Source organism: Vallitalea pronyensis (assembly GCF_018141445.1).
In the GTDB taxonomy this organism is placed as follows: Bacteria; Bacillota; Clostridia; order Lachnospirales; family Vallitaleaceae; genus Vallitalea; species Vallitalea pronyensis.
Window position 1 is genome coordinate 5,283,291 of the sequence record NZ_CP058649.1, and the last position, 24,313, is coordinate 5,307,603.

8 protein-coding genes are annotated in these 24,313 nt (G+C 36.6%); all 8 read right to left on the bottom strand.

The window, feature by feature from the left end; genetic code table 11:
• Positions 1–60 precede the first annotated feature (60 nt).
• On the bottom strand, positions 61–1,101 hold the full coding sequence (locus HZI73_RS21945; protein WP_212695490.1) for an ABC transporter ATP-binding protein: 1,041 nt from the start codon (positions 1,099–1,101) through the stop codon (positions 61–63).
• Between the two features lie 56 nt (positions 1,102–1,157).
• On the bottom strand, positions 1,158–2,132 hold the full coding sequence (locus tag HZI73_RS21950) for an ABC transporter ATP-binding protein (protein ID WP_212695491.1): 975 nt from the start codon (positions 2,130–2,132) through the stop codon (positions 1,158–1,160).
• A gap of 42 nt (positions 2,133–2,174) precedes the next feature.
• The gene (locus HZI73_RS21955; RefSeq protein ID WP_212695492.1) at positions 2,175–3,068 is read right to left on the bottom strand and encodes an ABC transporter permease; all 894 of its coding nucleotides are present in this window, start codon (positions 3,066–3,068) and stop codon (positions 2,175–2,177) included.
• Positions 3,069–3,086: 18 nt separating this feature from the next.
• On the bottom strand, positions 3,087–4,073 hold the full coding sequence (locus HZI73_RS21960; RefSeq protein WP_281418829.1) for an ABC transporter permease: 987 nt from the start codon (positions 4,071–4,073) through the stop codon (positions 3,087–3,089).
• 160 nt (positions 4,074–4,233) lie between these two features.
• On the bottom strand, positions 4,234–5,940 hold the full coding sequence (locus HZI73_RS21965; protein ID WP_212695494.1) for an ABC transporter substrate-binding protein: 1,707 nt from the start codon (positions 5,938–5,940) through the stop codon (positions 4,234–4,236).
• 128 nt (positions 5,941–6,068) lie between these two features.
• Positions 6,069–7,787, bottom strand: a complete 1,719-nt coding sequence (locus HZI73_RS21970) for a sensor histidine kinase (RefSeq protein WP_212695495.1) — start codon at positions 7,785–7,787, stop codon at positions 6,069–6,071.
• Positions 7,784–8,554, bottom strand: a complete 771-nt coding sequence (locus HZI73_RS21975; RefSeq protein ID WP_212695496.1) for a response regulator transcription factor — start codon at positions 8,552–8,554, stop codon at positions 7,784–7,786. The genes HZI73_RS21970 and HZI73_RS21975 overlap by 4 nt, the downstream gene beginning before the upstream one ends.
• Before the next feature lie 541 nt (positions 8,555–9,095).
• Positions 9,096–24,026, bottom strand: coding sequence for a beta strand repeat-containing protein (locus tag HZI73_RS21980; protein ID WP_212695497.1), 14,931 nt, complete (start codon positions 24,024–24,026; stop codon positions 9,096–9,098).
• Positions 24,027–24,313 lie beyond the last annotated feature (287 nt).

A 24,313-nucleotide genomic window follows, 5' to 3' on the forward strand; every position in this document is an offset into this window, starting at 1 on the left:
TTTTAATTTCTCATGATTGAATTTACATTACCTTTATACATATACTTCTTAAACGGATGATTAATAATCAATCGCTTCTGTTTCTTTTTTTACATACACGTCTATATTAACCAATGATTCAGTTGGTCCATCAATATTCTCATACAAAAAGCATTTAACACGATGCTTACCATTTTGGTACCAGTTTGGCTCTTCTTTTCTGCATTTTTCCATAGCATAAGGACAACGTTTGTAGAACATGCATCGTGGTGAAGGATCAGCAAGATTAGCTGGATCTTCTTTTGCCTCAATGGCTTTTTTATCCTTTTTATATGGTTCAGGTGTGCTTTCTAGTAAAAGAATCGTATAGGGATGATATGGATTTTCCAAGAGTTCATCTGTGGGACTTTCCTCAACCAATGTTCCTCCATACATCACAACAATTCTGTCAGCCATATATCGGGCTGAAGCTAAATTATGGGTGATTAGCATATAGGTCAGCTGTTTTTTCTCTTTTAATTCTAACATAAGGTTCATGATTTCAATACCTATGGATACATCAAGCATGGAAGTCGGTTCATCAGCCACAATAATTTCAGGTTCCACAGCCAACGCTCTTGCTATAACAATACGCTGTCTTTGACCGCCAGAAATTTGATTTGGATGTTTATCCATGAAGTCTTCAGGAGGCGTTAATCCAACTATAGTAAATAAATCTTTGACTTTTTCTCTTATTTGGACTGCTGTAAATTGAGGATTATAGATGCCTATGGTTCTTCCAACTATATAGCTGATTCTATGAGCAGGATTTAAAGACCCAAATGGGTCTTGAAAAATCATTTGGACTTCTGATCTGAACTTTTTACGTTCTGCTTTGCCCATTTTACTGATGTCAATATCGTTGACATACAACTCACCACCACTTATATCCAAAATATTTGTGAGCAACTTAGCTAAAGTGGTTTTACCACAACCAGATTCACCAACAACACCGAGTATTTCACCTTTGTTTATATTTAAATTTGCATTTTTAACTGCATGAATATTTTTTTTGTTAAACAAGCTGCCTACGGTATAGGTTTTATCAACATTCTCAAATCTTATCAATGCTTTTTCACTCATATTTTGCCCCTCCCAAAGAATCGCTTTTAGTGATTTTTTATTTTTCATCATTAAGTTTACATGATTCCGTTTAATTTGTTAAAGCAAGCCACGTAATGACCTTCTGAGAGTTTTTCATTAACTGGGTCATTTTCACAATCTTTCGTTCTTTTTGTACATCTATTCTTGAATAGACATCCCTTTGGCGGGGTAATCAAATCAGGTATACTTCCCGGAATTCCTTTAAGCTTTGTTCTAGGTCCAACTAAAGATGGGAAAGATTTTAAGAGTCCATCTGTGTACGGATGGGCAGGTCCTTCAAGTAATATCTCCACTGGAGCTACTTCCACAATTTTACCTGCATACATGATGCCTATTCGATCACACATTTCCAACATGAGTGGTAAATCATGGGTAATAAACAAAATGGAAAATCCCATGGATTCTTTAAGTTCAATGACCCTTTTAATAATGTTATACTGTACAACCACATCCAGTGCTGTGGTTGGTTCGTCAAAAATAACCAAATCAGGCTTTAAAGCCATAGCCATGGCAATGACTACACGCTGTCTCATACCCCCAGAAAGCTCATGAGGGAAGGCATCTATCCTGCTCTCATCTATGTTAACTATGGCAAGGAGCTTTTTGATTCTCTCTCTTAATGCAGCCTTGGTCTTTTTACCTTCATGAGCGACAATCACATCTGCCAATTGTCTTCCGATAGTCATAACAGGATTTAAGTTGTTCATAGCACTTTGCAAGACCATTGATGCCTGATCCCATCTAAACTGACGCAAACTCTCACTGCCTAATTCCAATATATTCTTACCGTTAAAAACAATTTCTCCATTTGATATATGAGCCATGCCTTTTAACAGTCGCATGACTGCAAAAGCCATGGTTGTTTTACCGCATCCAGATTCTCCTGCTAGACCAAAAAATTCACCGCGCTTTATATCAAAGCTGACATTGGAAACCGCTTTTAATCGTCCTCTGTCAACCTCGTATTCCACATCTACATTTTTCACTGATAATAATACTTCATTATTCATTCTTATCACCTTATTATCCTTTAATATGTGGTCATATCCAAACTAAAGTTGAATAGCCCCACCTCTATCACTTGAATAAATATCCAAGAACGAGTTACCAATAAGCATAAAACTATAACCAGCAGTTGCAATACACAGACCAGGTGGAAGCATCCAGTACCATGCATTATAGATAATAGCACTATTATCAAATGCAATAGACAGCATCTGTCCCCAACTTACCAAATTAGGGTCACCTAATCCAAGGAAACTCAACGTAGCCTCTGTCAACATGGACATGGTGATTACCATAACCATGTTAGCTGTAACAACCGGAAAGATATTTGGCAAAATCTCTTTAAACATGATTTCGAAATCACCTTTTCCAAGTGCTTGTGCCGCAAAAACATATTCTCTCTGGGACTCTGATAAAGTCTGGGATCTTATACTTCTAGCCATCCAAAGCCAACTGAGTGCTCCAATAATGATAATCATGTTAATAACACCCATGCTAGGTAAAAAGGCAGCAAGTACAATCATGACTGCCAAACTAGGTAATACAAGAAAGACATCTACAATTCTCATAAGGATATTTCCAACACGACCCTTTTTATAACCGGCATAAAGACCTACGAATACACCAACGAAACTTGTCAATAAGCCTGCTAAAACCCCAACTGATATTGTAATTCTAGCACCATGAACCACTTGAGAAAATATATCTTGTCCATAGCTGTTACAGCCAAGAGGATGCTTAAGCGATGGCTTTTCCCAAGCCATAAATTCAATTGCTTTTGGCTCATAAGGAGCTATAAGTGGCGCAAATATTGCGACCAATATAAACATGGATATAATACTAATACCTATTTTTGCTCTCGTATTACGAAGAATATATTTTTCGAAGTTCATTCTTAAATCAGATTTATGTTTTACTTGTGTTTGTTCTTTTTTATTCATCTTTTCACCTGTCCTTTCTTAATCCAACGTAACTCTCGGGTCGAGGAACGGGTAAACTAAATCTGCTAAAAAGTTCATGGTAATAATGCTGATTGCAATAATGGCAAAACAGCCTTGTACGATTGGATAGTCATGACTAAGAATAGCATTCATAATTGTTAAACCTATTCCAGGATAAGAAAAGATTAATTCTGTGGCAATGGCACCTGATACCGCAAATCCAAGGCTTAACATCAATCCAGTAAATGATGGTAAAAATGCATTTCTGAAGGCATATCTGAATAATATCGTTCTTCTGTGAAGACCTTTCGCTTGTGCCAACACCAAATAGTCTTCTGTAAATACCTGGAGTACATTACTTCTAAGTACAACCATTCTTCCTGCGAATGAAATAACAACGAGGGACAATATGGGCAGTGCAGCATGGTAGAATACATTGCCTATGAATTGTAGATTTGATACTTCTCCCATAGCCGCCGGTAATGCATGGGCCATAGGAAACCAATCTAGATAATATCCAAAAACCATTACAATCATCATAGCCACCCAAAAATAAGGTGTCGACTGAACATAAAAAGCGGTACCAACCATTATTGTATCCAATTTACCGCCCTTCTTCAATGCTGCAAGGGTTCCGAAAACCCATGCTAATCCGAAAGAGATGAGCGTTGACGTTAATACAATAAGCAAGGTCCAAGGTAGTGCTTTCAAAATAATTTGTGAAACCGGTACAGGAAATGATGTAAAAGATATCCCAAAATTCCCATGTAACAATTCTCTAATATATGAAAAATACTGAACAAAGATACTTTGATCCAACCCAAATTGCGCTCTAAGCAATTCTGCATACTCAGGGGAACCCATAGCATTGTTTGCTGCAATGAAATCAGCCGGATCACCGCCCATAGTACGGGGTAGGAGAAAATTCACAGTCAAAGCCACCCAAAGTGTGACAATGGCACTGAACAATCTTCTGATAAAATAAGATAGTGAGATGCCTCTCATGACTTACCTCCTCTTCAAAATTTGTTTATAATGACATATTTAGTTAGTGTGATACTAAAATTAGGCATAAACCAGGCAAGTATAACGATCAAACATATTCCTCCGAAATATACTTGCCTGTAATCATCTATTTACTAATTCTACAGATCAGTTTATATCATTATTTTTTGTAGATGTTAATCATAGACTGTGTACTTTCAAAAATCGGACGATCTTCAGGGAATCCGCCGAATTCGTCATCAAAATACGGAATGTGCCCACCAATGTTATACATTGGTATAAAGGGATAATCATTTGCTACTAGCACCTGTATATTATGGAAGAGCTCTTTTCTCTTGTTGGTATCTATCGTGTTACCCAGTTCCTCAAAAAGACTATCAACTTCTACGTTTCTGTAACGGAAGTAGTTGGTTCCTGTTGCAAGTTCACCTGTAGGTGCAGTCATTGAAGAGTTAAAGGAAGATGAGAGAGCTGCTTCAGGATCAAATGGGAAGGCAACAGGTAATTGACATAAATCATAATTTCCTGACATACCTAAACCGATTAATTCTGGCCAAGTTGCTAGCTTAGGAATAATTTCCACACCGAGATTTAGTAACCACTGTTGAACCATACCTGCTTCCATTTGCTGAGCCGGTGCACCTGATGCGTTGTAATAGGTGAAAGATAATTTAACTCCGTCTTTTTGGTATATTTTGTCTTTCCCTAGAGTATAACCAGCATCTTCTAGTAATTGTTTTGCTGCTGCAATATCAAACTGACCTAATTGATTGGCTTCATCACTGACTACATCACCAAATAAATCTGGTAACCAACCAAGACTTACAGGTGAAACAGCGTTATATTCACCTTTAGCAATCAACTTTGCTCTATCAACTGCCATAACCATAGCTTGTCGTACCACTGGATCAGAAAGTCCTGGCTTCTCGTTATTCATAGCAATAACAAAGTTCGTTTGTCCTGAATAAAGTTGTATATTCGAATTATCTTTTGATAAAATCTCCGGTGCACTACTCATTGCCATTGCTCCAGAGGTTGCTTCAATATCACCCTTTAATAAAGCTAAGGTTAAATTCGGTGCTGAGTTATACATGAGGACATTTATTCCATCAAGTTTTGGTGTACCGCCCCAATAATCTTTATTGGCAGTAAATTCCACATCCACTCCTGTGTTATATCTTGTCCACATAAAAGGTCCTGTACCGACTGGTTGTTCGTTTAAATATGTAGAAGGATCATTCCCATCCCACAAATGTTTAGGTACTATAAAAATCGCTGTTGAAAAGTTTTTAAAAGCTGTAAAAGTACTATTAAAATTAAAAATGACTTTATTACCGTCTGCCTCAATTGACTTGATTCGTTTACCAATGCCATAACGGTCTAGGACAGGATAATCAATCAAATTCTGATAAGTATAAACCACATCATCTGCCGTAAAAGGCTCTCCATCATGCCATTTAACACCATCTCTAAGAATTGACGTAAACTGAGAATAATCATCATTCCATGTAAACTCTTCCGCTAATGCCGGCTCAATCTCACCGGTTACTGGGTTTGCATAAAAAAGTTTTTCATACTGAAAAGGATAAGCAAAGACCCATACACCAGAGACCAGGTAAGGATTTTTGTTATTCATCTGGGTATCGAGAACATAATCACCTATCCTAAGAATGCCTCCTGATTGCGCTTGTGTTGCATCGGAATCAGAACCTCCAGAGTCCGTTGATTTTGAATCATCATCACCCGTTTTAGTATCTTGTTCACTTGTTGCAGATTTATCACCTGACTTATCAGTTGAATTGGAACATGCAGTGAATACTAACATCATAATGAGTAGCATTGAAATAACGCGTTTTACATTTTTCATACCTGGAAACCCTCCTTAAACATAATAGGCTGTTGCTAAAATCATTATACTTTATCCGTTCATGACAAAACATGCAATATGTTAGACAGTCTTTGTCATATATTCAGATTGTACAACTAACTATTTGCTCATTTGAGCTTAAAAGGAAATTTTAGCACAATATCCGTTCTATTAGGTTTTCGAATGATTTTCAACTCTGCATCATCTCCAAAATGGAGTTTTAAACGTTTATGAATGTTATACAAGCCAAACCCTTTTTTGTTATTTTTCAATGAATTATGGAAATTCCCATGTAAGGTTTGACCAATTTCAAAGTAGTCCTCATCAGAAATACCACACCCATTATCTGCAATGACCAACTCTACAGTTTCTTTATCTCTCAGACTTCCTGTGATACTAATCCATCCGTTTTCCTCTATGTCTTCAAGTCCATGCAGTACAGCATTCTCCACCAAAGGTTGCAGCAGCATTCTAAGGACGAGTGCATCGTATAACTCTGGTTCAATTTCCAGACAAAGCTCAAATCTGTCATCGAATCTTGCATTCATGATATTCATATACAGTTCAGTTATTTCAAGCTCGTCTTGAAGCCTAACAACCTCTTCACCTTGAATAGAATACCTAAAAAGATCTGATATAGAAGTAGCAATGTTTGCAATTTCATCCACATCATGATACACTGCCATCCCCCTAATAAGTTGAAGTGTATTATAAAGAAAATGGGGGTTAACCTGACTTTGCAAAGCATAGATTTCAGCTTCGTTCTTGAGTATTTCAACTTCATAAAGCTGGTTTTGTGTTTCAAAAATTGTTCTGTTAACCTTTTCAATCTCATCAAGCATCCGATTAATGCGTCTTGCTATAGAGTTTATATCGGGACTCTTAATTTCCTGAATACGTTTAGATCTTGAATGCGGTGCGATGCGTGACAGATCCTCTTTAAGCTGTATTATTGGAACCGTGATGTTTTGATTTACAAACCTGTCTGTAAACATGAGAAGTACAATAGTCATTCCAATAGTAACTAATATATAAATAATTAAATTGGTGCTGTTGGACTCTATAATTGATTTGCTTGAATTACCTAAAACTTTGATGTTGTAGTCATCAAACTGGGTAATAAATGTGGGATCACTTAGTTCAAGAACATTTAACCGATTTTGGCTAGGGTCTGCTTCGTTAGTAGCTAATACCTGTGTGTCATGTAGCAAGGCAAAAGAAGCTGTCTCAGGATTGACAGAAGTAATCATATTCTGTATAAAAGATAGGTTGTTAATAAATACAACAGTCGCTTTCTTACTCTGGTCATGAAAGAGACTGTCCAAATCATATAAAGGTGCAAAATATAAAAAATACTTTTCAGCTAAGTCAGATTCTCTCGGAAAGAAATAAAACCCTGTAATAGGGTTTGACAAATTTTTAAAATCATAATAATTTGATATTTCACCGATTATCTTGTCATTAATTCCCGCATAATAACTCATTGGTTTTCCATCCGAATCAACAACAACGATGTCAATAATGCTCTCATTAAACTGAATAACTGACTTTGACATTTCATAAACAGAAAGAATACTTTCTGTTCCTTTTACTGTGATATTATCTGAATAGTAATCTATAAGTGCTTGATTTATGGAATATGTGTAACTAGCCTTCTCTATATTACTCAGAGTAGTCTTTAGCCTTTCGGTTATACCTGTTCCTATGGACTCTGTATACTGAACTTCCCTTTTGACATTTTCTCTCATAATAAATATGAGTATGGATATATGAATAAACAATGCGGTTGTAAGAGAAATAATAATAAAATAATGAAATTTCTTCTTGATATTCCAATTCAATTTCATCCCTTATTCACCTGTCCTTTTTTAACCATCGTTCTATACTGTCCCGGTGACACAGATTCATATTTTTTAAACACTTTGCTGAAATAAAACACATCTGTAAAACCGATTCGAATAGCAATGTTCTTAATTGGCTCCTTTGTATTCCTAAGTAGGTGCTTGGCTGCATTAATTCTTACTTTTGCTAAATAACTTGAAAAAGTTGTATTTAAGTTCTTTTGGAATAAATGACAAATATAGTTCTTATTCATGTAAAATTGTTCTGCCATATCGATCAGCATAATTTTCTCTGAATAATGCGTTTCCAAATATCTTAGGAGTTCCTCAAAATTTGATTTACTCTCCTCGTCCATATCGTTTTGTGATAAATGGAATGTTAGCTCTTTGTCAGTAGAAGAATCTAGTTTTCTCCTCAAACCTTTAAGTAATGATCCCAAATCGCTTGGATTTATTGGTTTCAGGCAATATTCTGTTACACCCATTTTAATGGCCTGTCTTGCACTTTCAAAATCAGAATGAGCACTAATAATAACAAATTCGGGTTTATTACTGATACTCTTAACGCTTTCTATCAGTTTTATCCCATTTATTTTCGGCATTTTAATATCTGTAAAAATAACATCAGGATCTAAAGCTTCAAATTCCTCCAATGCTTTCGTTGGACTTGTAAAAGTCTTGATTACCTCGAATCCATACTCTTCCCAAGTAATTGATTTTGTAAAATCTATCAATGACCATCTTTCATCATCTACAATTATAACTTTGTACATTTTCGCCTCCAATCATTGCCAATAATTATGCTTATTATATTTACTACAAGTATTGTTAATGCTCCCTGCATTTCCATACCATTAAGACCTAAAAATGTCACGTCATGTCCATACCTGCCATCAGCGTTTTGCATAAAAAGGCTTAAGATATTTCTATTATACCAAGAAAGTGTAGATAATAGCTATTTATTTTATTAATTACATTATAAATTTAGGCACTTTAACCTATAAGATTGCGCCTATGGTGGGCGCACAAACAAAAAGGGGCTATCGGAAAATCAATATCATTTAGGTTGAGAAATCTTCAAAAGAACCTCGAATAAAAAATATGCGAGGTTCTTTTTTGTAATAAAATTTTGCAGAGATGTAATATCTCCTTTTGTTTTTTCGTGATTACATCTTGGAGTATTAACTAATGGATTTTTTTTAACCATTTTTTACTCATTTTGCTGTTGCACTTCTTGTTTAATTTTGTGACTCGCCTCTTTCTTTTTTATTTAGGGGCAGTTCGTTTTGCACTGCCCCTTTACATATCACAAATTTACTCTTGAGCATTTGTACAGTCAACATAATATGCAGACTTATTCCCACTTGAATCACTAGCAACAATTCCTATGTTACCAAATCCACTATAATTGAATGTTGTAGTATTAGTAAGTGTGGCAATAGGGCTGCCACCATATTGAGCAATAGCACTTAAATTATTAAGAGCATAAAATGCAGAATAGTAAAGCGTATAAGTTATATCACCACCTGAATCATCTACTGCTGGATCCCAAGTTACAGTTACAGCATTAAATGAAGCATTTGCTCCAGGAACAGGAGGTTGTCTATCAATGTTTGGTGTTTGTATACTTCCTACATTATAAATTGACCTATTAGTAAAAAAGTCTTGTGCTAGTATATTGACGTATATTGTTGTGTCTGCAGGATATGTCGTTAAGACACCTTGACCATTAGCAGTAGACCCAACTTGCTTACCAAATACAAACTTAGTTGAGTTACTTGGATAGTAAGATACGATGCCAGCTAAGTTATCTACGTCACTTTGTGTTGTAGAATAACCTACATAAAATGCATCAGCAGTGCCAGCAAAGTCACTTGGAAGAACAAAATCAACCTGTATGTTATTACTAGCATCTATACTAAGTGTCAGATTACCATCCACTATTGTTGGAGGGACAACATCATTGGTTTTTATAAAATTTGAAGCAGTAGATGTGATATTGCCTGCCGCATCCCTAACATATATCTTGAAGAAAATATCAGTATATGAGTCAAGTCCAGTTACTGTTTTTGTTGTAATATTTTTTTCGTATGTTCCGAAAGGTACATAAGTTGAACCATCATTTGCGTGATAAACTAGATATTCTAAATCACTTGCAGCAGTTAAATTATCTGTTGCTGCTGTCCAAGTTACTGTTACATCAGTTCCTGTACCTTTTACTAAGCTAAACGCCCCACTATTTCCAAATACAGGTCCAGTAGTATCTGACGTCGCAGTTGTAAGAGTAGTATACATAGCCTTATTACCGGCTTGATCAGTAACGATAACGTTTAAATAATAAGTTGTAGTATCACTTAAACCATTAATATCTACACTTGATATATCTGCACTTGCACTTCCAAATGGCGTTCCATTTGTTTCAATGTTACTTATAGTGTCCAGATTATTACTTGTTGAGTAGTATGCTTGATAGGTCAAGGCTGTATCAGGTGACATATTGTCAGTTGCCTTATTCCAGCTTAAAGTCATGCTATTTCCGGTCACACTTGAAACTGAAAGTGTTGAATTTCCTATGGTAGGTGCTACAGTATCTGCTGTTTGTAGCATCTGCATAGTATATACTGCTTTATTTCCTGCTTCATCTGTTACTAAAACATTGAAGTAATAACTCGTATCTGAGTTAAGTCCAGTTACATCAATAGTCGCAATATCTGCAGTTGCAACACCAAATGGTGTTCCATTTGTAGTCATATTAGCTACTGTATCAATGTTATTACTTAATGAGTAATAGGCTTGATAAGTTAAAGCACTTGCAGCTGACCTGTTGTCAGTAGCTTTTGTCCAGTTCAAAGTTATGCCACTTGCAGTAGCACTTGAGCCGCTTATAGTACCACTGTTTCCTACTGTAGGTGCTATAGTGTCCGTAGTCTGAAGCATTTGCATTGTGTATACTGCTTGATTTCCTGCTTCATCTGTTACAAGTACATTAAAGTAGTAATCCGTATTTGGATTTAGACCACTTACATCTACAGTTGATATATCTGCACTTGCACTTCCAATAGGAGTACCATTAGTCATATTAGCAACACTATCAATATTATTTGATGTTGAATAATAAGTTTGATAAGTTAGTGCTGTAGCTAATGATTTGTTATCACTTGCTTTTGTCCAGTTAAGTGTAAGGCTATTAGTCGTAATACTTGATCCAGAAATTGTACCACTGTTTCCTACTGTAGGTGCTTCTGTATCAGCAGTTCTTTCCGTTTGAGCTGCATATGCTGATTGATTTCCAGCTTCATCTGTTACAAGGACATTAAAATAATATACAGTGTTTTGAGTAAGTCCTGTTACATCAATTGATCCTATATCATTTACAGGACTTCCAAATGGTGTTCCATTTGCCTTCATGTTTGCTACATCATCTATATTATTTGTTGTTGAATAATAAGTTTGATAAGTCAAACCACTTGCGGCTGACCTGTTGTCTGTTGCTTTTATCCAAATTAATCTTATCCCACTACCTGTAATGTTTGATGTAGAGATACTTGAATTAGATACTGTTGGAGCTAGGGTATCTGAAGTCTGTAGCATCTGCATAGTGTAAACAGCTTGGTTTCCTGCTTCATCTGTTACTAGTACATTAAAGTAATAATCAGTATTTGCACTTAAACCAGTTACATCTTTACTTGCTATATCTGTCCCGGCTGTATCAAATGGTGTTCCATTTGTAATTGCATTGCTCACAGTATCAATATTATTGATTGTTGAATAATATACCTGATAAGTTAAAGTAGTAGCTAGTGACCTATTGTCTGTGGCCTTTGTCCAGCTTAATGTAAGTCCACTTGCACTTATATTTGATCCACTTAACACACCGCTGTTTCCTACACTTGGCGCTTGTGTATCAGCAGTTTGAAACATTTGTGAAGTGTACACTGCTTGATTGCCTGCCTCATCTGTAACTAGTACATTGAAATAATAATCAGTATTTGCGGTTAAGCCAGTAACGTTTAGAGTTGCAATATCGTTTGTTGCGCTTACATATGGTGTTCCATTTGTTTTTACGTTAGATAAAGTATCAATATTATTAGTAGTTGAATAATATACTTGATATGTTAAAGCGCTCGCTGCTGACTTATTATCACTAGCTTTTGTCCAGTTAAGAGTAAGACTATTTGCACCTATACTTGAACCTACTAATGTTCCGCTGTTACCAGCTACAGGTGCTACTGTGTCTAAAGTAGCTAGGACCTGCATAGTATAAGCCGCTTGGTTTCCTGCTTCATCTGTAACTAAGATATTGAAGTAGTAACTTGTGTCTGAGTTAAGTCCAATTACATTTACAGATGCTATATCTGCTGCAGCACTTGCAAAAGCTATCCCATTTGTAGTCATATTCGTTACTGTATCAATGTTATTACTTAATGAGTAATAGACTTGATAAGTTAGAGCACTTGCAGCTGACCTGTTGTCTGTTGCCTTTGTCCAGTTTACTGTAAGACCACTTGCATTCGCATTTGATCCACTTATTGTTCCACTATTTCCTACAGTTGGAGCTAAAGTATCCGTTGTCTGTAACGTTTGCATGCTATAAACTGCCTGGTTACCTACTTCATCTGTTACTAATACATTGAAGTAATAAGTTGTATTTGCAGTCAAGCCAGTTATATCAACAGATGCCATGTCTGCTACTGCACTTGCAAATGGCGTTCCATTTGTAGTCACATTAGCTACTGTGTCTATATTATTAGATGCTGAGTAATAGACTTGATAAGTCAAATCTGTTGCTAGTGACCTATTGTCCGTCGCCTTGGTCCAGTTTAGTGTAAGACCACTTGCACTAATATTTGAGCCAGCTATTGTACCACTATTGCCTGCAACTGGCGCTGTAGTATCAGGCGATAGATTAGTCTTTTGAGATTGACTTGTATAGAGACTCTTATTACCTGCTTCATCACTTACGATGACATTGAAGTAGTACGTTGTATCTTCACTTAAGCCTGTTACATCTTTTGTCGCGATATCTGCGCTTGCAGTCCCGATAGGTGTTCCGTTTGTTTCTGTATTGCTTACAGTATCTAAGTTATTACTTGTTGAGTAATATGCTTGATAAGTCAGAGCAGTTGATGCTGACTTGTTGTCTGTTGCCTTAGTCCAGTTAAGTGTTAGACCTGTTACATCAACATTTGTAACTGTTATAGTCCCACTGTTACCTACTACTGGTGCTACTGTGTCTAAGGTAGCTAGGACCTGCATAGTATAAGCTGCTTGGTTTCCTGCCTCATCTTTTACTAATATATTGAAGTAATAAGTTGTATCTGAGTTTAAACCTGTTACATTTACAGAAGCTATATCCACTGCCACACTTGCAAATGGAGTTCCATTTGTAGTCACATTAGCTACTGTGTCTATATTATTAGATGTTGAGTAATAGACTTGATAAGTCAAAGCTGTTGCTAATGACCTATTGTCCGTCGCCTTGGTCCAGTTTAGTGTAAGACCACTTGCACTAATATTTGAACCTGTTATCGTTCCGCTATTTCCTGCAACTGGTGCTGTAGTATCAGGCGATAAATTAGTCTTTTGAAAGAAGCTAGTATACATTGACTTATTGCCAGCTTCATCAGTCACAATTACATTGAAATAGTAAGTCGTATCTTCAGTTAAGCCTGTTACATCTATTGTCGCTATGTCTGCACTTGAAGTTCCAATAGGTGTTCCGTTTGTTTCTGTATTGCTTACAGTATCTAAGTTATTACTTGTTGAGTAATATGCTTGATAAGTCAGAGCAGTTGATGCTGACTTGTTGTCTGTTGCCTTAGTCCAGTTAAGTGTTAGTCCTGTTACATCAACATTTGCAACTGTTATAGTCCCACTGTTACCTACTACTGGAGCTACTGTATCTAAAGTAGCTAGGACCTGCATAGTATAAGCTGCTTGGTTTCCTACCTCATCTTTTACTAATACATTGAAGTAGTAAGTTGTGTCTGAGTTTAGACCTGTTACATTTATAGTTGCTATATCTGTTGCTGCACTTCCAAATGCTGTTCCATTTGTAGTCATGTTGCTTACTGTATCTATGTTATTAGATGTTGAGTAATAGACTTGATAAGTCAAGGCTGTAGCTAATGATCTATTGTCCGTTGCTTTTGTCCAGTTTAATGTAATACTGTTTGCACCTACATTTGAGCCTATTATTGCTCCACTATTGCCTACAGTTGGAGCTACAGTATCAGAAGTCTGCAGCATCTGCATAGTGTAAACTGCTTGATTACCAGCCTCATCTTTTACAAGTACATTGAAGTAGTAAGTTGCGTCTGAATTTAGACCAGTTACATCTACAGAAGCTATATCTGGTACTGCACTTGCAAATGGCGTTCCATTTGTAGTCACATTAGCTACTGTGTCTATATTATTAGATGTTGAGTAATAGACTTGATAAGTCAAGGCTGTAGCTAATGATCTATTGTCCGTTGCCTTGGTCCAGTTTAATGTAAGTCCATTTGCACCTACATTTGAACCTGTTATCGTTCCGCTATTTCCTGCAACTGGTGCTGTAGTATCAGGCGATAAATTAGTCTTTTGAGAGAAGCTAGTATACATTGACTTATTGCCAGCTTCATCAGTCACAATTACATTGAAGTAGTAAGTCGTATCTTCATTTAAGCCTGTTACATCTATTGTCGCTATGTCTGCACTTGCAGTCCCGATAGGTGTTCCGTTTGTTTCTGTATTGCTTACAGTATTTAAGTTATTACTTATTGAGTAATAAGCTTGATAAGTCAAGGCAGTTGATGCTGACTTGTTGTCAGTCGCTTTGGTCCAGTTTAAAGTCAGACTTGTTACATCAACATTTGATACAGTCATATTTCCACTATTACCAGCTACTGGTGCTACTGTGTCTAAAGTCGCTAAACTCTTCGTAGTATAAGCTGCTTGATTGCCAGCTTCATCTTTTACTAATACATTAAAATAGTAAGTTGTGTTTGGACTTAATCCAGTCACATCTATTGTTTTTATATCTCCTCCTATAGTTCCTACATCCCCTGGGCTTCCAAATGGTGTTCCATTTGTGGTCATATTAGTTGCAGTATCTATGTTATTAGATGTGGAGTAGTAGACTTGATAAGCCAAAGCTGTAGCTAATGACCTATTGTCTGTCGCATCCATCCAAATTAGTGTAAGACCACTAGCACTTACGTTTGAGCCAGCTATTGCACCACTATCACCTGCAACTGGCGCTGTAGTATCAGGTGATAGATTGGTCTTTTGAGATTGACTTGTATAGAGACTCTTATTACCTGCTTCATCACTTACGATGACATTGAAGTAGTAAGTTGTATCTTCACTTAAGCCTGTTACATCTATTGTCGCTATGTCTGTACTAGCAGTTCCTATAGGTGTTCCGTTTGTTTCTGTATTGCTTATTGTATCTAAATTATTACTCGTTGAGCGATATGCTTGATAAGTCAGAGCAGTGCCTGCTGACTTGTTGTCTATTGCCTTAGTCCAGTTAAGTGTTAGTCCTGTTACATCAACATTTGCAACTGTTATAGTCCCACTGTTACCTACTACTGGAGCTACTGTATCTAAAGTAGCTAGAGTCTGCATATTATAAGCTGCTTGGTTACCTACCTCATCTTTAACTAGTACATTGAAGTAGTATGTTGTGTCTGAGTTAAGACCTGTTACATTTATAGTTGCTATATCTGCTGCTGCACTTCCAAATGCTGTTCCATTTGTAGTAACGTTGCTTACTGTGTCTATATTATTAGATATTGAGTAATAGACTTGATAAGTCAAAGCCGTTGCTAATGATCTATTGTCCGTTGCCTTTGCCCAGCTTAGAGTAAGTCCATTGGCACTAATATTTGAACCTGCTATTGCACCACTATTGCCTACTATTGGAGCTGTAGCATCAGGCGATAAATTAGTCTTTTGAGAGAAGCTAGTATACATTGACTTATTGCCAGCTTCATCAGTCACAATTACATTGAAGTAGTAAATCGTATCTTCATTTAAGCCTGTTACATCTATTGTTGCTATGTCTACACTTGAAGTCCCGATAGGTGTTCCGTTTGTTTCTGTATTGCTTACAGTATCTAAGTTATTGCTTGTTGAGTAATATGCTTGATAAGTCAGAGCAGTTGATGCTGACTTGTTGTCTGTTGCCTTAGTCCAGTTAAGTGTTAGTCCTGTTACATCAACATTTGCAACTGTTATAGTCCCACTGTTACCTACTACTGGAGCTACTGTATCTAAAGTAGCTAGAGTCTGCATATTATAAGCTGCTTGGTTACCTACCTCATCTTTAACTAGTACATTGAAGTAGTATGTTGTGTCTGAGTTAAGACCTGTTACATTTATAGTTGCTATATCTGCTGCTGCACTTCCAAATGCTGTTCCATTTGTAGTAACGTTGCTTACTGTGTCTATATTATTAGATATTGAGTAATAGACTTGATAAGTCAAAGCCGTTGCTAATGATCTATTGTCCGTTGCCTTTGCCCAGCTTAGAGTAAGTCCATTGGCACTAATATTTGAACCTGCTATTGCACCACTATTGCCTACTATTGGAGCTGTAGTATCAGGCGATAAATTAGTCTTTTGAGATTGACTTGTATAGAGACTCTTGTTACCTGCTTCATCAGTCACAATTACATTGAAGTAGTAAGTTGTATCTTCACTTAAGCCTGTTACATCTATCGTCACTATGTCTGTACTAGCAGTTCCTATAGGTGTTCCGTTTGTTTCTGTATTGCTTACAGTATCTAAGTTATTACTTGTTGAGTAATATGCTTGATAAGTCAAGGCAGTGCCTGCTGACTTGTTGTCTGTTGCCTTAGTCCAGTTAAGTGTAAGACTTGTTACAGCAACATTTGTAACTGTCATAGTCCCACTATTACCTACTACTGGAGCTACTGTGTCTAAGGTAGCTAAGCTCTTCGTAGTATAAGCTGCTTGATTGCCTGCCTCATCTTTTACTAATACATTGAAGTAGTAAGTTGTGTCTGAGTTTAGACCTGTTACATTTACAGAAGCTATATCCGCTGCTGCACTTGCAAATGGTGTTCCATTTGTAGTAACGTTGCTTACTGTGTCTATATTATTAGATATTGAGTAATAGACTTGATAAGTCAAAGCTGTAGCTAATGATCTATTGTCCGTTGCCTTGGTCCAGTTTAGTGTAAGACCACTTGCACTAATATTTGAACCTGCTATTGTACCACTATTGCCTACTACTGGCGCTGTAGTATCAGGCGATAAATTAGTCTTTTGAGAGAAGCTAGTATACATTGACTTATTGCCAGCTTCATCAGTCACAATAACATTGAAGTAGTAAGTTGTATCTTCACTTAAGCCTGTTACATCTATTGTCGCTATGTCTGCGCTTGCAGTCCCGATAGGTGTTCCGTTTGTTTCTGTATTGCTTACAGTATCTAAGTTATTACTTGTTGAGTAATATGCTTGATAAGTCAGAGCAGTCGATGCTGACTTGTTGTCAGTCGCTTTGGTCCAGTTTAAAGTCAGACTTGTTACATCAACATTTGATACAGTCATATTTCCACTATTACCAGCTACCGGAGCTACTGTGTCTAATGTAGCTAAACTCTTCGTAGTATAAGCTGCTTGATTGCCTGCCTCATCTGTTACTAATACATTGAAGTAGTACGTTGTGTCTGAGTTTAGACCTGTTACATTTACAGAAGCTATATCCGCTGCTGCACTTGCAAATGGTGTTCCATTTGTAGTCATATTAGTTACTGTATCAATGTTATTACTTAATGAGTAATAGACTTGATAAGTTAAAGCACTTGCAGCTGACCTGTTGTCTGTTGCCTTTGTCCAGTTTACTGTAAGACCACTTGCACTAATATTTGAGCCCGCTATTGTACCACTATTACCTACTACTGGCGCTGTAGTATCAGGTGATAGATTGGTCTTTTGAAATTGACTTGTATAGAGACTCTTATTACCAGCTTCATCACTTACGATGACATTGAAGTAGTAAGTTGTATCTTCACTTAAGCCTGTTACATCTATCGTCGCTATATCTGTACTAGCAGTTCCTATAGGTGTTCCGTTTGTTTCTGTATTGCTTATTGTATCTAAGTTATTACTCGTTGAGCGATATGCTTGATAAGTCAAAGCAGTGCCTGCTGACTTGTTGTCTGTTGCCTTAGTCCAGTTTAGTGTTAGACTTGTTACATCAACATTTGATACAGTCATATTTCCACTATTACCAGCTAATGGTGCTACTGTGTCTATAGTAGCTAAGCTCTTCATAGTATAAGCTGCTTGGTTTCCTGCCTCATCTTTTACTAATACATTGAAGTAGTATGTTGTATCTGAGTTAAGACCTGTTACATTTATAGTTGCTATATCTGCTGCTGCACTTGCAAATGCTGTTCCATTTGTAGTCATGTTGCTTACTGTATCTATGTTATTAGATGTTGAGTAATAGACTTGATAAGTCAAGGCTGTAGCTAATGATCTATTGTCCGTTGCTTTTGTCCAGTTTATTGTAATACTGTTTGCACTAATATTTGAACCTGCTATTGTACCACTATTACCTACTACTGGCGCTGTAGTATCAGGTGATAGATTAGTCTTTTGAGATTGACTTACATAGAGACTCTTATTACCAGCTTCATCACTTACGATGACATTGAAGTAGTATGTTGTATCTTCACTTAAGCCTGTTACATCTATTGTCGCTATGTCTGTGCTTGCAGTCCCAATAGGTGTTCCATTTGTTTCTGTATTGCTTACAGTATCTAAGTTATTACTTGTTGAGTAATATGCTTGATAAGTTAAGGCAGTGCCTGCTGACTTGTTGTCCGTCGCCTTGGTCCAGTTTAGTGTAAGACCACTTGCACTAATATTTGAACCTCCTATTGCACCACTATCGCCTACTACTGGCGCTGTAGTATCAGGTGATAGATTAGTCTTTTGAGATTGACTTGTATAGAGACTCTTGTTACCAGCCTCATCACTTACGATGACATTGAAATAGTATGTAGTATCTTCACTTAAGCCTGTTACATTTATTGTCGCTATGTCTGCGCTTGCAGTCCCGATAGGTGTTCCATTTCTTTCTGTATTGCTTATTGTATCTAAATTATTGCTTGTTGAGTAATAGACTTGATAAGTCAAAGCTGTTGCTAATGACCTATTGTCCGTCGCCTTGGTCCAGTTTAGTGTAAGACCACTAGCACTTACGTTTGAGCCTGCTATTGCACCACTATCACCTGCAACTGGCGCTGTAGTATCAGGCGATAGATTAGTCTTTTGAGATTGACTTGTATAGAGACTCTTATTACCTGCTTCATCACTTACGATGACATTGAAATAGTATGTAGTATCTTCACTTAAGCCTGTTACATCTATTGTCGCTATGTCTGTACTAGCAGTTCCAATAGGTGTTCCGTTTGTTTCTGTATTGCTTACAGTATCTAAGTTATTGCTTGTTGAGTAATAGACTTGATAAGTCAAAGCTGTAGCTAATGACCTATTATCTGTAGCCTTTGTCCAGTTTAGTGTAAGTCCATTTGCACCTACATTTGAACCTGTTATCGTTCCGCTATTTCCTGTAACTGGTGCTGTAGTATCAGGCGATAAATTAGTCTTTTGAGAGAAGCTAGTATACATTGACTTATTGCCAGCTTCATCAGTCACAATTACATTGAAGTAATAAGTCGTATCTTCAGTTAAGCCTGTTACATCTATTGTGGCTATGTCTGCCCTTGAAGTTCCAATAGGTGTTCCGTTTGTTTCTGTATTGCTTACAGTATCTAAGTTATTACTTGTTGAGTAATAAGCTTGATAAGTCAAGGCAGTGCCTGCTGATCTATTATCTGTTGCCTTAGTCCAGTTAAGTGTTAACCCTGTTACAGCAACATTCGATGCTGTAATTGTTCCGCTGTTGCCTACAGTTGGTGCTTCAACGTCAGGTGTAAGATTTGTCTTCTGAGACATGGCTGTATACATGCTCTCATTGCCTGCTTCATCTGTTACGATTACATTGAAATAGTAAGTTGTATCTTCACTTAAACCTGTTACATTTATTGTTCCTATATCTGCACTTGCAGTTCCAATAGGTGTTCCGTTTGTTTCAGTATTGCTTATTGTATCTAAGTTATTGCTAGTTGAATAATAAGCTTGATATGTTAAAGCAGTCGATGCTGATATGTTGTCTGTTGCCTTTGTCCAGTTTAGTGTCAGACCTGTTACATCGACATTTGTAATTGTCATAGTCCCGCTATTACCTACTGCTGGTGCTTCTGTATCAGGGATCAGACTAGTTTTTTGAGTTTTGGTTGAATATAAACTCTTATTGCCAATTTGATCTTTAACAATTATGTTGAAATAGTATGTTGTGTCAGGGTTAAGTCCTGTTACATTTACAGTAGCAATATCAGTAGAAGCTGAACCAATTAATGTTCCATTAGTTTCAGTATTGCTTACAGTATCTAGGTTATTACTTGTTGATAAGTAAGCTTCATAGATTAAATTACTCGCAATTGATGCATTATCTGTCGCTTTTATCCAATTTAATGTAAGTCCTGTAGTCCCAATGTTTGATACTGAAATTGTTCCACTGTTACCTACTGTTGGTCCCACTGAATCTTCTTTTACTTCAATACTGATTGTTTTTTGACCTGTATTACCAGAACTGTCATTACACGTTACTATGATTGAGTAAGTTCCTACTGTACTTAGGTCAACACTATCAGTTATCATGCTATCTATAATGGTTATAGGACCATCAGCATCGTCATTTGCAGTAAAATATGATTTCCAATCAGGCTTTACAGTGTCGACTCCCTTATAAAATACTGTTTTCTTGCTAGTATCTACCGTAATAACAGGTGGTATTACATTTGCCATAATCCTCATATCATAGGTTGCTGTAGCTGAGTTACCAGCTGCATCTGAAACATTGATAGTTATTGGATAGACCCCAGCTTTAGTAATGTCCACATTTTCTGTAATCATTGCTTGTGTTACAGTAATATCTCCGTCTAAATCATCTTTAACTTTGAAAAGTCCTGTCCAATCTGGTTCTGTACTGATTTGTCCTAGTGTATAAAATGGGTTAACGTTTGAAAATCCAAAGCTAATTTCAGGTGGAGTAGTATCAACTCTGGTTGATACCTTAGTATGTGTTGGTACCATTTCACCATTATTTATTTGCCAAATATAATTGAAATCCCATACTTTATCAGACCAATTATTTGTGCTTGTGAAGAAACCAGCTGTAGAAAACTGACTTACTGAAACATCTGCACCATTAACATCACTTCCTGTACCTGATGTTCCAACTACAGAGTTAATAGTCATATCTGATTTAGCGTAATTCGATTGAAGTGTCTCAAAACCCTCAGTTACACCTATGAATCTATTAGCAACACCAGGTTTGCTTGTGATTGTATTATTGTAAGCTATTGAGTTGCTAATTGTTCCTGAACTTGTTTGACCTATCAAACCACCAATTCCACTACTAGAAGCATAATTAGGATCACCATGAACATCACCACTCGAATAGCAGTATGCAATCGTTATGACTCTAATTGGAAATTGGTAATATGATCCCACTAAACCACCAACTTTAGTTTTACCTGTAACATTTCCAGTTGCATAAGAATTTAATACTCCAACATTCCCAGAATCAGTTTGTATATTTCCAATTAAACCTCCTACTGAAGCATCTCCGGTTATAGTCGCTGATGAGGAATTGTACTGGTATATTCCACCATCTATTTTACCTATTAATCCACCTACATCACTAGTACCTGTTACAGTACCTTTAGCATTTGAATTCTCTACAGTAGTACCTGAAGATAAGCCAATTAATCCACCGATTCTATCTTTACCATTTATAGTTCCATTAGAACTTGACTGATCCACTTTTGAGTTCGAGTCTTTACCTATCAAACCACCAATGTCATTTAAACCTTTAACATTAGTAAGTGAGTGGCAATTAGTGATTTCTGTATCACTTGATGATCCAATTAACCCACCTAGCATGTTGTTTAAAAACTCTGGGCCAGTTCCAATACCATTTACACTACCTTTTGTAGATGAGTTTTTAATAGTTGATGACTGTGACTCCCCAGCTAGCAAACCACCTAAGCCAGCTTTTATGTTCAAAGTACCTTCAGCACTAGAATCAGTAATAGTTCCGTTATTAACATTCCCAACTAAAATCCCAACTCTATTTTGTCCAGTAACTTTTGCATTTGTCATTTTTAAGTTTTTAACAGTAGCGCCATCACCACGCCCTATAAATCCTATTTCGTCATGAGTAGGTATATTGATATAAAGCTTACTGATGGTATGACCATTTCCATCTATAGTCCCAGTAAATGGGCTAGCTATATTACCTGCATTTGACATAGTAATAGGAATAAAGCCTTTTCCAGAGTTAAGCGCTGTTAACGCTGATTTTAATGTTTCATCAACATCACCATCACCATCTCTATCTCGTGTATCTTTAATATTTGGATTTTCATATGAATCATCAGATTCAAAATCTAGATCTCTTACTAACTCATAATATGAGTTTAAAGCATACTGCTTACTACCATCTGTATAACCAGAACCTATAAGTGCTAAATCTTCTATTGATTCTATTTCATAAGCCGTTGCTGCACTTAGTCCATCTCCGGCCATGTATGTGTCTTTCATTTTAAAAGTAATTGTCTTACTTGCAGTATTACCTGCATCGTCTCTAGCATTTAGTGTAATAGTATAGTCGCCTACTTTTGTAATATCTACTGTTCCAGATATCATACTAGCAGTAACAGTAATTGCTCCATCTCTATTATCAGTTACTGAAAAATACTTAGTCCAGTCTGGTTGTTCAGCTATTACATTTACTGTAGCAGACATTAATTTATTAGTAGTCAGTGTTATAACTGGAGCTACTTGATCAGTTGGTGTAGTTGGAGTACTAGGTGTGCTGCCCCCTGATGAAGGAGGATTTACAACTACTGGCGTATTCTTCTTATCTACCTGCGTGCCGCCCTCTATTTCCTTTCCATCAACTAGTGTTCCTTTTATACCTTCTTCAACAATAACTTTAGTGATTTCTGCTTCAACTTTGATATTATCAGCTTTTACAAGTACTTCTTCAATAGAACCCTTACCTGATATAACAGAACCTTCTGCTTTTTCGGTTATCTGAACATTTTCAATCTTGCCCAAGTTATCTATAGCTACAGCCTTAGCTTCAACTACGATTTCCTTTATAGCGGTACCCTGTCTGATTTCTACTGATTCAGCACCAACTACCTTTACATTCTTATATTCAGCTTTACCATCGATGATTACATTGGATTGGCCTGCAATAACGATTTCAGGTACAACTATACCTTCCTCAGCAACAACCCTAACTGCATCTCCTTGTTTTTTAATGATTATGCCTTCAAATGATGAATTGCCTAAAATTGTGATTGAATTCTTACCACCACCATTTACAATGAAACTACCTTTTACTTGTGTGTTATTTATAGTTGCTTCACCTTCACCTACACCAGGAGCTATGATTAAATCACCTGAGATAGTGGAGTCCTTTAAGACTACATCAGGACTATTAATGATAACTGTACCTTCATATGTACCTGTAACCTGCCCCTTTTCAGTTACCCATTCAGCTAGAATGTTATCAAAAATCTTAACGATAGATGCTCTTCTTATATTTGATTCAGGTTCGAAATCGCCACTAGGCATTCCTACTATATAACCCTTGTTATAGAAGGATAAGATATACCCTCTTGCAGTGTCTGCAATTTGCTTATCATCATTAAAATAAGTTGGACCTTCAGTTGGGTCGATACCAAAAGCCTTAGCAAACATCACAACAACTTCCTGTCTTGTCGCTAATTCTTCAACCCTTAATTGTCCCTCAACATCTGTCATGGTTCCTGCCTTAACGTTCTTTAGAACCGCCTCAGTATACCAAGTGTCTTTTAAATCAGCAAAAGTATTTTGACCTACCTCTTGATACTTCATAAGATTATCAATTATAGTGGCTACCTCTGCTATTGTAATATTATCATTGGGTCTGAAATAACCCTGATAACCCTGAAGTAGACCTTCAGCTGACCACTTCAGTATTTCTTTTTCAGCCCAGTGTCCTTCTGTATCAAGATACTCAAGTGCTTGAGCATTTGCTGACTCAATACTTGTGAACATTAATATGATAATAAGTATTAATGATACAAAACTTTTCTTACTCATTGATTTTCCATCTCCTTTATTACTTTCTTCAAAATCTAAAACTAGCATACAAAGCTAGTATACTAAACGAAACTGACATTTGGCTGACAAAACACTGACAAAAAGAACAGATTATTCTGCTCTTTTGTTACATAACTTTCTGTTTATTACTCTCTTTTCCTCATACATTCTTTCATCAACTAATGCAATTAAATCTTCAATTGAACTTCACCAATCTCATTATTAGAAGCAACTCCGTGACTTAAAGAAATTCTATACTTTTTCAACTTTTACAAATAAGGCAAAAA